Genomic DNA, 14131 nt, shown 5'->3' with positions numbered 1-14131 from the left:
TGGAGCAGGTTCTATGGCGGAAGGAATGATCGCAGGGATTGTACGATCAGGACAGATGCCGCTAGACCAAATTTACGCAACAAACAGACAAAATCAACTTCGATTGAATGAACTAACGAAACGATACGGAATCCAAACAGCCGCAATGGATTCATTTCCTTTTGAAGAAATGGATATGTTGATCCTGGCCATGAAGCCAAAGGATGCTGAAGCAGCACTTGAATCATTAAAACCTCATATTCGGCCAGATCAGCTCATCATGTCTGTCCTTGCAGGTGTGAAGCTATCGTATATTGAAGACATGCTGCACGAAGGCCAGCCTGTTATGAGGGTCATGCCAAATACATCAAGTACAATCGGAGCGTCAGCGACTGCTTTATCTGCTGGACGTTATGTGAAAAACGATCATATGAGCATAAGTCAGGCTCTTTTATCTGAAATGGGCGAAGTCTATACCATTCAGGAAGAGCAAATGGATATCTTCACTGGAATTGCTGGAAGCGGGCCCGCCTACTTTTATTTCTTAATGGAAAGAATCGAAGAAGCAGGAGAAGAGGCAGGTTTATCAAAGGAATTGTCTCGCCAAATTGGCGCGCAGACACTCCTCGGTGCGGCAAAAATGCTGCAAGAAACAGAGGAAAATCCTTCTGTCCTAAGAGAGAAAATTACGTCACCAAATGGAACAACTGCTGCAGGACTCAATGCATTAGATGATTTTGGCGGAGGAGAAGCGATCAAGCAAGCTGTCAAACATGCTGCCAATCGATCAAAAGAAATAAGCAATCAGCAAAAACAAAAAGTATCTATATAAATAGAGCTCAGGTACAGGAGTGATTAGGTGTACGCAGATAAAGAGAGAAAACGAATTGTTGTGAAAATCGGAAGCAGCTCTCTTACTAGCTTTCAAGGTGAGATTAGTTTGAAAAAACTAGAAAACCTCGTCAATCAAATTGTGAAACTCAAAGATGAAGGACACGAAGTCATTTTGGTTTCATCTGGTGCGGTTGCAGCTGGTTACCGAAAATTAGGATTTATTGATAGACCCAAAACACTGCCGGAAAAGCAGGCATCTGCCTCAATTGGGCAAGGGCTTTTAATGGAATCATATTCTACTTTATTTTTATCACACGGTTATATTGCCTCACAGCTCTTAATTACAAGAAGTGATTTTTCTGATGAAACGCGCTATCAAAATGTGCGTAACACAATGAACGTGTTATTAGATCGAGGCATCATCCCAATTATTAATGAAAATGATACAGTGACGATCAATCGGTTGAAGTTTGGAGACAACGATACATTGTCTGCAAAAGTAGCTGGACTCATTGATGCGGATTTCCTTGCCATTTTATCTGATATTGATGGCTTGTATGAAGATAATCCTCATACAAATCCAAATGCAAAGAGAATTCTTGAAGTGACAGACATCACAGAAGACATCGAAGCAGCTGCTGGAGACGCAGGCAGCAGCGTAGGTACAGGCGGAATGAAATCAAAGCTCGATGCGTTTAAAATATCAATGGCCGCAGGGATCAACGGCTTTTTAGGAAAAGCAGATACGCCTGACATTTTAGACAAAGCCATCAATGGGACAGAGGACGGTACTTATTTTACCGCTGACGAAAATGTAGCGCCGCTCAATTATAAGAAGCAGTGGATTGCCTTTCATTCTGGACCAAAGGGTGAGATCGTGGTTCAAGAGAAAACACAGGAATTCCTCATGCACCGAGAGGGAAGCCTTGATTCTGATGGGATTGTCAACGTAAAAGGTTCGTTTAAAAAAGGCGATGTGGTCCGTATTTTAGATCAAGATGGAAGAGAAATAGGTCTTGGCATTGTGAATTATGCGTCAGATGAACTCGCACGTAAGAGTGATTTGTTACAAGATGAGATCGTGCATGTCGTCGATCTTGAAGCATTTGTTTGTCATTTAGATTTATCGATTCCAGTTTGTTAACCAAAAGGGAGGAATTCCATGACACTGACAGCTGAAGTTGTCACATCGGTCAAAGAAAAAGCGAAAAAAGCAAAGCATGTTTCAAAAAAACTAAGTTTACTTCAAACAGAGGAAAAGAATGACGCGCTTCTTAAAATGGCAGAAGCATTAGAGCAAAACAGCCGCTTTATTTTACAGGAGAATCAAAAGGACTTAGATGCTGGAAAAGAAAAGGGCTTCACAGAGGCACTCTTGGATCGATTACTGTTAAATGAAGAAAGAATTCATGAGTTTGCTGAAAGTTTGCGGCTCGTGACGAGATTAACAGATCCTGTTGGAGAAATATTGGATGAATGGACTCTTGATAACGGCTTACACGTAAAAAGCCGAAGAGTACCGCTCGGCGTGATCGGGATGATCTATGAAGCGAGACCGAACGTCACTGTCGATGCAGCAGGCCTTGCCTTAAAGGCAGGCAACTCAGTGATTTTAAAAGGCGGTTCCTCCGCTATTTCTTCCAACAAAGCCATTGTCAGCGTGATCCATGAAGCATTGGATCAAACAAAGATTCCTCGTGATGCGGTGCAATTAATTGAACAAACAGATCGTTCATCGGTTCAGGCGATGTTTCAACTAAAAGAGTGGATCGATGTTTTAATTCCGCGAGGCGGAGCCTCTTTAATCAAAACAGTGGTAGAAGAATCCACTATCCCAGTGCTTGAAACAGGGACAGGAAACTGTCATGTCTTTATTGATCAAACCGCGAATGTGAAAAAAGCCATTGAAATCGTGATCAATGCAAAAACGAATCGTCCGGCTGTATGTAATGCACTTGAGACGCTGATCATTCATCGCGAATGGCTGAAAGAGAATGCAGCCTCATTAAATGAAGCTTTGCAGGAGCATCGTGTCACTGTACATGGCGACCAGGCAGCAGAGTCTTACTTTTCAAACGCGGTTCCTGCTGGAGAAGTGGATTGGACAGATGAGTATTTAAGTCTGGATCTTGCAGTAAAGGTAGTCGATTCAATTGACGAAGCAATCAGCCATATCGATCAGTATGGCACAAAACATTCAGAAGCGATCGTGACAGAAGATGAAAAAAATGCACTCACGTTTCTAAACGAAGTAGATGCGGCGGCTGTTTATCATAACGCATCGACTCGCTTTACAGACGGCGGTGCACTTGGCTATGGAGCTGAAATCGGCATCTCCACGCAAAAGCTGCACGCCAGAGGGCCGATGGGACTTCCTGCACTCACGACAACTAAGCTGCTTCTGTGTGGTGACGGTCAGATTAGAAGCTAGAAAGATTCAAGAAACACTACCTTTTTTATGAGGTAGTGTTTTTAACTTTATTTAAAAGAAATACACGTTATCCTACGTTTGCACAATTTTTCTTCATGACCTTCTCAAATTTAAAAAATTCAAATTCCTCTGGTGCTAAAGGTTCATTGCCTTGATGTGCTTCATGAGGTGCGTTTGGATCTGGATGGTGTAAGTGATAAAATTCAACTATTTGAAAGCCGCATTTATTGACATAAAAATGAATGTTGCGTTTTTCAAAGTATGGAGTCACAACCTCCCATACAATCGTTTCTGGATATTGCGCCTCGATGGCTTTCCATGCTGCCTGACCAATGCCCCGGCTGTGAAAGGATGATGAAATGTATAGCAAATCAACCGAGTTGTGATGTGTCTCTTGGTTGATTTTGATCACAACGCCGCCTGCCTTTTCACCATTTAGCATAATATGATAAACAATGTGTTCAATTGAATGAAAGGATTCATCAATCACTTCATCTGGAGGAATTGGTCCACCATGCGCATCGCCAAATGCATCGATCACGCCAGCTGTAAAAGCTTTCTGGAGCTCTTTTTTCATTGAAGGGAAGTCCTCTTTATTTGCTTGTGCTAATGTTACTTCATGTTGAGTTATTTTGTTCATTTTTTTATCCTTTCCATGCGTAGTGATGTTTCTGGATGTTATAATAAAGGATGGAGTTACTCCATAGTCAAGAAAGGAGCCTTCATCATGATCAATGATGTGCAAAAAACGTTTTTCACTGGAGAATTTGCCAAGCTATTTGATGTCAAAAAAGATACGCTTCTGTATTATGATAAAATCGATTTATTTAAGCCGGCTGGTGTTCACGAAAATGGATACCGTTACTATACACTTGAGCAATTTGACCATTTTATTGCGATTCAATCCTTGCGGGCTGTTCAATTTCCGATCAAAGAGTTAAAACAATATTTCACAGAACCTTCCCGCGAGAGACTGCAAAGCCTTGCGGCCGACCAAATAAAAAAAGTCAAACAAGAGATTGAAAAACTTCAAGACATCCAGGCTTTTCTTATGCGGGTGATGGAGACGACACATGAATTAGCAACTGTGAAAATAGGGGAGGTCCTGTTTCAAGAGCTGCCAGAAGAACCCGTTGTACTAAGTGCATCAAACCCGATCGATTTCAATACACCTGTAGAAGAAATATCACGTATTGTAGGGGAATTTTTAAAGGAAGTTGGCATAAAAGGGGCTGCGGCAAATGGTTCTGTCTTAAAAAAGGAGCAGTTCCGTAAACGGCACTATCATCAGTCAGATCAGCTGTTCTGCCGAATGGATGGCCCGGGGGCAGTCAAAAAACCAGGCGGGCTCTATGCGGTGATGTATGATCAAGGAACATTTGATGAGATCGAATCTGCTTATTCGCATTTGTTAGATGAAATCGAGAAAGAGGGCATGATGCTGGATGGAGATGTATATGAGGAGTATTTACTTCATTCGCTCATGTCTAAAGATGAAGCAGAGTATATAACGAAGCTCAGTGTAAAAGTGAAGAAGCGAGCAGATGACAATTGAAAAGAGGATAGACAGCATGTGACATGCGTGTCTATCCTCTTTTTTTGATGTTATCCCACTTGATTTTCGGCAAATTGACTCATATATAAGTCTGCATAGAAGCCTTTTTGTTTTAAAAGTTCGCTGTGCGATCCTTTTTCAATGATGCTTCCATCCTTCATGACTAAAATAAGGTCTGCATCCTTAATCGTTGAAAGTCTGTGTGCAATCACGAAGCTCGTTCTGCCTTTCATCAATTCATTCATTGCTTTTTGAATATGCATCTCTGTCCGTGTATCCACACTGCTTGTTGCTTCATCTAATATCAAGATCTTTGGATCAGATAAAATGGCACGGGCGATGGTTAACAGCTGGCGCTGACCTTGAGACAGGTTGCCTGCATCTTCTGTTAACAGTGTGTCATATCCATCTGGTAGCGTGCGGATGAAATCATCTGCATAGGCATGTTTGGCGGCTTTGATGACATCCTCTTTGGAAACGTGCTGCCTGCCATAGGCAATGTTGTCATAAATCGTTCCTTCAAAGAGCCATGTATCTTGAAGAACCATCGCAAATAATTCTCGTACTTGCTGACGGCTGAGGTCAGTTGTTTTGACACCGCCAATGCGTATGGAGCCCTGATCTAATTCGTAAAAACGCATTAAAAGATTAATGATGGTCGTTTTTCCCGCGCCTGTTGGTCCGACAATGGCAACCGTCTGTCCTTCTTGCACATCTAAATTCAAATCTTTAATAATCGGATGATCTTTTTCATATCCGAATTGAACTTGTTCAAAGCTCACATCGCCTGAGAGTGATGCAAGATCAATTGCCGCATCTTCTTCGGTACTTTCTTCTTCCTCATCAAGAATTTCAAAGACCCTTTCAGCAGAAGCGATCGCTGATTGAACTAAGTTTGCGACGCTTGATGCTTGCACAAGCGGCTGAGACATTTGCTGTGTGTATTGGATAAACGCCTGCACATCCCCGACACGAATATTCCCGTTAATGACTAGAATCCCGCCGGCTACACTGACTGCCACATAGCCAAGGTTCCCGATAAAGGTCATCATTGGCATCATTAAACCAGAAATGAACTGCGCTTTCCTTGATGATTCATACAGCTTTTCATTTAATTCATCAAATGTATCGATTGCTTTCTTTTCGTAGCCATACGCACGAACTGTCTGATGTCCTGTGAACATCTCATTGATATGTCCATTGATCGTGCCAAGCTCTTTTTGCTGCGCTTTAAAATGCTTTTGAGAAAATGACGTAATACCGCGAATCGCAAACAGGCTGAGTGGCAGCGTCAAACAAACAAGCAATGTAAGCAGCGGACTGATGAAGAGCATCATGACGACAATCCCAATGACTGTAATCACAGATGTAATCACTTGGGTGAGCGCCTGCTGAAGCGATGTATTAATATTATCGATATCATTCATCACACGGCTTAGCGTGTCCCCATGGGTTGTTTTATCAAAATAACGCAGGGGGAGACGTGTGAGCTTGTCATTTGCTTCCTGCCGTAATTCAGCAATGGTCTGTTGAGAGACACCAGCCATGACATATTGCTGAACGAATGAAAAGAGGGAGGCAACGACGTACAGCACGACAAGCAGTAAAAGAATTCGTGAAATGACGTCAAATTGAACGGCTGTTCCATTCGTAAAGCTGTCAAATAGGGAAGAGGTGGCATCCCCAAGCAGCTTTGGACTAATGACGTTAAAGACAGTTGAACCAATTGCTGCAATAAAGACGATGATCAGCTGAAATTTCCTTGGTTTTAAGTAGCCTGTCAAACGTAGCAGTGTTTTCTTAAATTCCTTCGGTTTTGCGGCTGGCCCTTTAGGGTGGCCGCCTTTATGCCCCATGCCAGAAGACATTTTCTTACTCATTCTCGCTCACCTCCTGACCTTCCTGAGATGCGACAATCTCTTGGTATACAAGATTGTCCTTTAATAATTGTTCATGTGTTCCGATACCTGCGATTTTCCCTTCATCAAGTACAATGATTTTATCACTATGCTTCACTGTACTGATTCGTTGAGCCACAATGATGAGGGCTGCATGAGCTTTTTCTGCTTCTAATGATGCCCGCAGCTTCGCATCTGTTTTGTAATCAAGTGCTGAAAAGCTATCGTCAAACAGATAGAATGATGGTCTTCTCACTAGCGCCCTTGCAATGGAAAGCCGCTGCTTTTGGCCGCCGGATAGATTGGAACCACCTTGATCAATTTCTGCATCAATTCCGCCATCTTTTTGCAAAACAAATTCTTCGGCCTGCGCAGTTCGCAGCGCCTGCCAGATGTCTTCATCGCTTGCATCCTGTTTGCCAAAGCGTACATTCTCGGCAATGGTTCCGCTGAATAAAACAGCTTTTTGAGAGACATAGCCCATTTGGTTTCTCAGTTTCTCCTGAGGCAGCTCTCTAATGTCTACACCATCTAGTGTAATCCGGCCTTCTGTCACTTCATAAAAGCGCGTCATCAGCTGGAGAAGCGTTGTTTTCCCAGAACCCGTACTTCCGATGATGGCTGTCGTTTCACCAGTTTTGGCTTCAAACGTGATACCTTGAACGGCCGGTTTCTCAGCATTTGAGTAATAAAATGACACATCCTCAAAGCGAATGGATTGAGCGGGCTTGTGAAGGTCAGTCATAGACTCTTCTTTGTCTTTAATCTTTGGTTCCATGTTTAACACTTCATTCATGCGTTTAGCTGACGCTTGTGCTCTTGGGACCATAATAAAGCTCATCGACAGCATAATCAGTGCCATTAAAATCATCATCGCATATTGAATGAAGGCAATGAGATTCCCAACTTCCATTTCTCCGGCATCAATTCGGTTTGCACCAAGCCAGACAATGCCGATATTCGTGAAGTTCATGATGATCAGCATAAATGGAAACAAGTAAGCCATTAATCGGTTGACTTTAAGACCAGTGTCCTTATAGGACGTGTTGGCTTCTTGGAATCGTTCCTTTTCATCATCCACACGGTTAAATGCACGAATAACGCGGATGCCTGAAAGAGATTCCCGCATAATTAAATTCAGCCGGTCTGTTTTTTTCTGAAGCTGGCCAAATAGAGGGATGGCTTTTCTTGACACCAAATAGATGAATCCGCCAAGAAGGGGGAGGGCTGCCAAAAAGATAAGAGACAGGACAGCATCCCTGGAAACAGCCAAAATAATTCCGCCCACAAGCATGAGCGGGGCCCGCGTCATCATTTGTAAAATCATAATCGTCACATCTTGGACTTGTTTCACATCATTTGTTGATCTAGTAATAAAGGAAGATGTGCCGATCTTTTGAAATTCTTCTAATGAAAATTGTTCGACATGCACAAACAGCTGTCTTCTCATATCACGGCCGAAGCCAAGTGCTGTCTTTGATGACAAGTAAGACTTCCAAATGGTGAGCAAAATGGCGAGTAAAGAACAAGCCACCATCCAGCCGCCAACCTTCCATATGTAAGCAATATCTCCCTGGACGATACCGACATCAACGATATCTGCTGTTAACGTCGGTAAATACAGCTGGAGCATACTGCTTAAAAAGGTGAGAATGACAATGGACACAACGGACAGCCGATACGGCTTTAAAAACGATAAAATTGATTTCATACGAATACCTTTCTTCCATATAGTCTTTTGTTCTGTAACCCATCATATACAATGAGGGATTATTTCTACAAATGAAATGTCTTCTTTTAATGAATTATTTATATTGTTCAATTTTAGAAAAGAAATCCTTCACAAACACATAAAAATCATGGGCAGAAGGAGACATTTCGCGCGTTTTAGATGCAATAATTCCAACCGTTCGTCTCACTTGAGGAAAATCGATCGGAATTTTCACTGTAAATCGCGGTGTTGTTTCATAAAAGGCGCTTTCGGGTAATAAGGTAACACCCATACCTGCCGAGACGAGACCTTTAATCGCATCCAAATCTTCTCCTTCAGATGAAATGGTAGGCTCATAGCCTGCCTGCTTGCAAGCATCAACCGCAATTTGTCTCAGCACATACCCTTCAGGAAATAACACGAAATGATCCCTTCTTAAATCACTTAAATGAATACTCCTTTGTCCGCTAAAGGGGTGGCTAACTGGTAAAAGGGCATAAATGCTTTCGGAAAACAAAATATTTCCTTCTATTTGAGAATCGTTTGTCGGTACGGGTCCTAAAAAGGCGAGATCGATATCTCGATTTTTGACCGCTTCAATGAGAAATTTATAGGATCCTTGACGAAGTAAAAAATCGACCTCTGGATATTCCTGCTTAAAGGCGGAGATGACAGAAGGGAGTACTTGGCTTGCTAGACTTGTAGGAAAGCCAATATTCACCGTTCCTTTGTGCGGGTCTAAGTATTCATCAATTTGCTCTTTCGCATAATCAATGGCTTTGAGTGCAGTTCTGACATGATCTAAAAATTGTCTGCCGATCTTCGTTAATTTGATATTTCGTCCTTCTCGTTCGAATAAGGCCACTCCAAGTTCTTCTTCTAAATTCGCAATCTGCCGGCTGATGGCAGATTGGGCAACATGTAAGTTTTCAGCCGCTTCTGACACGTGTTCACGGTCTGCGACTTCTACAAAATAACGTAACTGACGAAGCTCCATTTTTGCACTTCACACCCATCTATCTCAAAAAGAGATTGTTTTGATCTAAATTATATATTGTTTATATCAATTTGAAAACTTAAAATAAGTTACAGAGTTTGTGAGATTTTATTACTGTGAAAAAACGGATCTTTTAAACGGGGGAGAGAAACGATGACTTATAATCAACTACCACAACCACAAGGTCTCTACCGTCCTGAATTTGAACATGATGCATGTGGAATCGGACTGTACGCCCATTTAAAAGGGGAGGCGACACATAGCATCGTCAAAAAGGGATTACAAATGCTGTGCCAGCTTGATCATCGCGGCGGGCAAGGCAGTGATCCGTATACAGGTGATGGTGCCGGTTTAATGGTACAGCTGCCAGACGCTTTCTTTAGAAAGAACTGCAAAGAATTTGCACTTCCTGAAAAAGGCCGTTACGGGGTAGGAATGGTCTTCTTTTCAAAAGATGATGACGAAAAAACGCGTCAAGCCATCGAACAGAAAATCAACGGGTTCATTAAACAAGAAGGCCAAACATTAATTGGCTGGAGAACGGTTCCTGTCGATCCAGGAAAAATTGGTACTGTCGCAGCGAAGAGCTGTCCGGTTGTGAGACAGGTCTTTATCGGAGCAAACGACAACATCACAGATCGTTTGTCATTTGAACGAAAATTATATGTCATCCGTAAGCAGGCTGAGAACTGGGGAACAAGAGAGGAAAAGCAATTTTACTTTGTCAGCCTGTCGAGTCAAACCATCGTATACAAGGGGCTTTTAACATCAGATCAAGTCGATGCTTTTTATCTTGATCTACAGGATGAAACATTTGTTTCTGCATTTTCACTTGTTCATTCAAGATTTAGTACAAATACATTTCCTACATGGGAAAGAGCCCATCCAAACCGTTACTTAATTCACAACGGAGAAATCAACACATTAAGAGGAAACATCAATTGGATGAGAGCAAGAGAACAACAATTCGTATCTGAAGCCTTCGGAGACGATTTAGACAAGATTTTGCCAGTGCTGAATGCAGACGGAAGTGATTCATCCATTTTAGACAATGCCTTTGAATTCTTTGTGCTTGCAGGCCGTACACCTGCTCATACAGCAATGATGCTGATTCCTGAGCCTTGGACGGAAAACACGCACATGTCGAAAGAGAAACGGGCATTTTATGAATACCATAGTTCTCTCATGGAGCCGTGGGATGGACCAACAGCCATTTCCTTTACGGACGGGAAACAAATCGGGGCCATCTTAGACCGAAATGGATTGAGACCGGCAAGATATTATGTCACGAATGATGATCATATCATTTTCTCTTCTGAGGTTGGCGTAATTGACACAAATGAAGAAGATGTGAAGTATAAAGATCGACTTGAGCCTGGTAAAATGCTGCTCATTGATCTAGAAGAAGGACGAATTATTTCTGACGAAGAAGTGAAATCGACCATTGCGAATGAACTGCCTTATCAAAAATGGCTCGATGAAGAAATGGTCCACGTCAATCGCTCGGAAGAAAATTCAGAAAATTCTAGTATAATGGATGATTTATTGACGCGTCAGCGTGCGTTCCATTATACGTATGAAGACATTCAAAAGTATTTAATTCCTTTACTAGAGGAAGGCAAGGATCCAATCGGTTCAATGGGAAGTGACACACCGCTTGCTGTGTTATCAGATCGTGCGCAGTCTCTTTTTCATTATTTTAAGCAGCTGTTTGCACAAGTCACGAACCCGCCGATTGATGCCATTCGTGAGCAGCTCGTGACATCAACCATGACTTGGTTAGGTGCCGAAGGCGATATTTTACATCCGAATGAATATTCATGCCGAAGAATTAAACTTTATACACCGGTCTTAACGAGCGGACAATTTAACGGCTTGAAAACGATTGTTCATAATGCCTTTAAAAGCAAAACAATCCATACACTTTTCACCGATGATTTAAAGCGCGGACTGGATGCGATGTTTGAAGAGGCGGAAAAAGCGATCAGAGAAGGTGTCTCTTTATTAATCCTTTCAGATCGTGAAATGACAGCACAAAAAGTACCGATTCCACCACTTCTTGCGCTAAGTGCACTTCATCAGCATCTTGTGCGTCAAGGTCTACGGACAAAGGTCAGTCTGATCGTTGAATCTGGAGAGGTGAGAGAGGTCCATCATTTTGCCGCACTAATTGGCTACGGCGCAGATGCGATTCACCCTTACCTTGTCTATGAAACGTACAAACAGCTGATTGCAGACGAAGCGATTTCGATCAGCTTTGATGAAGCTGTTACAAAGTTTGGTAAAAGCGTGACAGAAGGTGTCGTCAAAGTCATGTCCAAAGTGGGAATTTCCACTGTGCAGAGCTATAGAGGCGCGCAAATCTTTGAAGCAGTCGGGATTAGTGAAGACGTCATTCAAGCGTATTTCACAGGAACAGCTTCACAGCTTGGCGGGATTGATCTTGACACCATTGCTCATGAGGCAAAACTCCGCCATGAAGCAGGGTATCAAGCAGCAACAGACCAGACACTTGAATCAGGCAGTGAATTCCAGTGGAGAAAAAATGGAGAGCATCATGCTTTTAACCCAAAAACGATCCATACGCTCCAGTGGGCATGCCGTAATGAAGATTACGATCTATTTAAACAATATACAAAAGCAGCGGATGAAGAAAGAATCGGCTTCCTCAGAAACTTGTTTGCATTTCAGCCAAAACAAAAGCCGGTTCGTCTGGAAGAGGTTGAATCTGCTGAATCCATCGTGCGCCGCTTTAAGACAGGTGCCATGTCATTTGGATCTTTAAGTAAAGAAGCGCATGAGGCACTTGCGATTGCGATGAACCGAATTGGCGGTAAAAGTAACAGCGGAGAAGGCGGAGAAGATCCTGCCCGCTTTACAGTAGATGAACACGGTGATGACCGCAGAAGTGCGATTAAACAAATCGCTTCTGGCCGATTTGGTGTAAAAAGTCATTACTTGGTCAATGCAGATGAACTGCAAATTAAAATGGCGCAAGGAGCAAAACCTGGAGAAGGCGGACAGCTGCCAGGAAATAAAGTGTATCCTTGGGTGGCCGATGTACGTGGTTCTACGCCAGGTGTCGGATTGATTTCACCACCGCCGCATCATGATATTTATTCCATTGAGGATTTGGCACAGCTGATTCATGATTTGAAAAACGCGAACCGTGATGCACGCATCAGTGTCAAGCTTGTATCTAAAGCCGGCGTTGGCACGATTGCAGCAGGTGTAGCAAAAGGAACTGCGGACGTCATTGTTATCAGTGGTTATGATGGCGGTACAGGAGCTTCACCGAAAACAAGTATTAAACACACAGGGCTTCCTTGGGAGCTTGGATTGGCAGAGGCGCATCAAACCCTTGTGTTAAATGGTCTTCGCGAGAGAGTCGTTCTTGAAACAGACGGAAAGTTAATGACTGGCCGCGACGTTGTGATGGCTGCGATTTTAGGAGCAGAAGAATACGGATTTGCGACAGCTCCACTTGTCGTGCTGGGCTGCGTGATGATGAGAGCATGTCATTTAGATACTTGCCCAGTCGGTGTTGCCACACAAAACCCAGAGCTTCGCAAAAAATTCATGGGTGACCCTGATCACATTGTGAACTTCATGATGTTTATTGCAGAGGAAGTAAGAGAAATCTTAGCGGAACTCGGCTTTACATCAATGGATGAATTAATCGGACGTACGGACGTCCTGGCGGTCAGTGAACGAGCAAAAGCTCACTGGAAAGCAGGTCAGCTAAACCTTGAAACACTGCTTTATCAGCCAGAAGGAGCGCGGACATTCAGAACACCGCAAAATCATAAAATTGACGAATCGCTGGATATGAATGAAATCCTTCCTTATGTGCAAGAAGCGCTGAATCATCAAACACCGGTTGATCTATCATTGAACATTCGCAATATCAACCGTGTGGCCGGAACCATTACTGGCAGTGAAGTGTCTAAGCGCTACGGGGAAGAGGGCTTGCCAGAGGATACGATCACACTCAGATTCACTGGTTCAGCTGGACAAAGCTTTGGCGCATTTGTGCCAAAGGGCATGTCTCTCTATTTAACAGGTGATTCAAATGACTATATCGGCAAAGGACTCTCAGGAGGCAAAATTGCTGTGAAAACGTCTGATCATTTTGTACAAAATGGACATGAAAACGTCATTGTAGGAAACGTTGCATTTTACGGTGCAACTAGCGGAAAAGCTTATATTAACGGCCGTGCTGGTGAACGATTTGCTGTTCGTAATTCAGGTGTACATGTGGTTGTTGAAGGAATTGGAGATCACGGCTGTGAATACATGACTGGCGGACGTGTCGTTATTTTAGGAGACGTTGGGAAAAACTTTGGTGCAGGTATGTCTGGCGGTGTGGCTTACATCCATACATCGGATGCGAAACAGTTCAAAAGAATGTGCAATATGGAAATGATCATGTTTGAAAAGCTCACAGATCATGAAGAAGAACAAGAAGTGAAGCAGATGATCAAGGAACACCTTGATTATACAAACAGCTCAAAAGCAGCAGCACTTCTTGAAAACTGGGAGCAAGAAAAGGATCAATTCATCAAAGTCATTCCGAGAAATTACAAAATGATGCTTCAAAGCATTGAAGAACAAAAACAAGCGGGCCTCAGTCATGAAGAAGCGGTGATGTTTGCCTTTGAAGCAAACACAAAACCGAAAAATCAAGAAACGGCAAACGGGCAAAAAGCAGCCCTCGCTCATTAAG

General features: G+C 42.8%; 9 protein-coding genes. 5 read left to right on the top strand and 4 right to left on the bottom strand.

Annotation, left to right across the window (positions count from 1 at the left end; translation table 11 throughout):
• The first annotated feature begins 13 nt into the window (after positions 1-13).
• The 3 genes from proC to NSS76_RS09575 are packed head-to-tail and all read left to right on the top strand — an operon-like array spanning position 14 to position 3244.
• Positions 14-811: a pyrroline-5-carboxylate reductase gene (gene proC / locus NSS76_RS09585; protein ID WP_217273370.1), complete on the top strand. Its 798-nt coding sequence runs from the start codon at positions 14-16 to the stop codon at positions 809-811.
• Positions 812-838: 27 nt separating this feature from the next.
• The gene (gene proB / locus NSS76_RS09580) at positions 839-1957 is read left to right on the top strand and encodes a glutamate 5-kinase (RefSeq protein WP_024428364.1); all 1119 of its coding nucleotides are present in this window, start codon (positions 839-841) and stop codon (positions 1955-1957) included.
• 18 nt (positions 1958-1975) lie between these two features.
• Positions 1976-3244 (top strand): glutamate-5-semialdehyde dehydrogenase, encoded by a 1269-nt coding sequence (locus NSS76_RS09575; protein WP_044332966.1) that lies wholly within the window; start codon positions 1976-1978, stop codon positions 3242-3244.
• 67 nt (positions 3245-3311) lie between these two features.
• On the opposite strand, the gene NSS76_RS09570 is transcribed toward NSS76_RS09575, so the two are convergent.
• A complete protein-coding gene (locus NSS76_RS09570) occupies positions 3312-3884 on the bottom strand; it encodes a GNAT family N-acetyltransferase (RefSeq protein WP_133744101.1) in 573 nt (190 codons plus the stop codon).
• An 87-nt stretch (positions 3885-3971) separates the two neighbouring features.
• Here NSS76_RS09570 and NSS76_RS09565 point away from each other — a divergent pair, with 87 nt between their 5' ends.
• On the top strand, positions 3972-4799 hold the full coding sequence (locus NSS76_RS09565) for a MerR family transcriptional regulator (protein ID WP_133744100.1): 828 nt from the start codon (positions 3972-3974) through the stop codon (positions 4797-4799).
• Positions 4800-4849: 50 nt separating this feature from the next.
• Here NSS76_RS09565 and NSS76_RS09560 read toward each other — a convergent pair whose 3' ends face one another.
• From NSS76_RS09560 to NSS76_RS09550, 3 genes are all read right to left on the bottom strand, one after another.
• Positions 4850-6679, bottom strand: coding sequence for an ABC transporter ATP-binding protein (locus NSS76_RS09560; protein ID WP_025093146.1), 1830 nt, complete (start codon positions 6677-6679; stop codon positions 4850-4852).
• Complete coding sequence (locus NSS76_RS09555; protein WP_122630976.1) at positions 6672-8408, bottom strand: ABC transporter ATP-binding protein; 1737 nt, start codon at positions 8406-8408, stop codon at positions 6672-6674. Before NSS76_RS09555 ends, NSS76_RS09560 begins: the two co-directional genes overlap by 8 nt.
• A 94-nt stretch (positions 8409-8502) precedes the next feature.
• The gene (locus NSS76_RS09550; protein WP_024422648.1) at positions 8503-9405 is read right to left on the bottom strand and encodes a LysR family transcriptional regulator; all 903 of its coding nucleotides are present in this window, start codon (positions 9403-9405) and stop codon (positions 8503-8505) included.
• 153 nt (positions 9406-9558) lie between these two features.
• Between NSS76_RS09550 and gltB the strand changes: the two genes are divergently transcribed.
• Positions 9559-14130, top strand: a complete 4572-nt coding sequence (gene gltB / locus NSS76_RS09545) for a glutamate synthase large subunit (RefSeq protein WP_073205909.1) — start codon at positions 9559-9561, stop codon at positions 14128-14130.
• The last annotated feature ends 1 nt before the right edge of the window (position 14131 follow it).

The sequence above is a fragment of the Bacillus sp. FSL R5-0654 genome, from assembly GCF_038008745.1.
Lineage (GTDB): Bacteria > Bacillota > Bacilli > Bacillales > Bacillaceae > Bacillus > Bacillus safensis.
The sequence above is the reverse complement of the archived record's forward strand: the minus strand, read 5'-3'. Positions and strand labels throughout refer to the sequence as shown.

Excerpts from the sequence above, each read along its gene's own strand:
- NSS76_RS09565 (WP_133744100.1), top strand. The coding sequence starts at position 3,972 with ATGATCAATGATGTGCAAAAAACGTTTTTCACTGGAGAATTTGCCAAG.
- NSS76_RS09570 (WP_133744101.1), bottom strand. The coding sequence starts at position 3,884 with ATGAACAAAATAACTCAACATGAAGTAACATTAGCACAAGCAAATAAA.
- NSS76_RS09560 (WP_025093146.1), bottom strand. The coding sequence starts at position 6,679 with ATGAGTAAGAAAATGTCTTCTGGCATGGGGCATAAAGGCGGCCACCCT.
- proC (WP_217273370.1), top strand. The coding sequence starts at position 14 with ATGGCGGAAGGAATGATCGCAGGGATTGTACGATCAGGACAGATGCCG.
- NSS76_RS09555 (WP_122630976.1), bottom strand. The coding sequence starts at position 8,408 with ATGAAATCAATTTTATCGTTTTTAAAGCCGTATCGGCTGTCCGTTGTG.
- gltB (WP_073205909.1), top strand. The coding sequence starts at position 9,559 with ATGACTTATAATCAACTACCACAACCACAAGGTCTCTACCGTCCTGAA.
- NSS76_RS09550 (WP_024422648.1), bottom strand. The coding sequence starts at position 9,405 with ATGGAGCTTCGTCAGTTACGTTATTTTGTAGAAGTCGCAGACCGTGAA.
- NSS76_RS09575 (WP_044332966.1), top strand. The coding sequence starts at position 1,976 with ATGACACTGACAGCTGAAGTTGTCACATCGGTCAAAGAAAAAGCGAAA.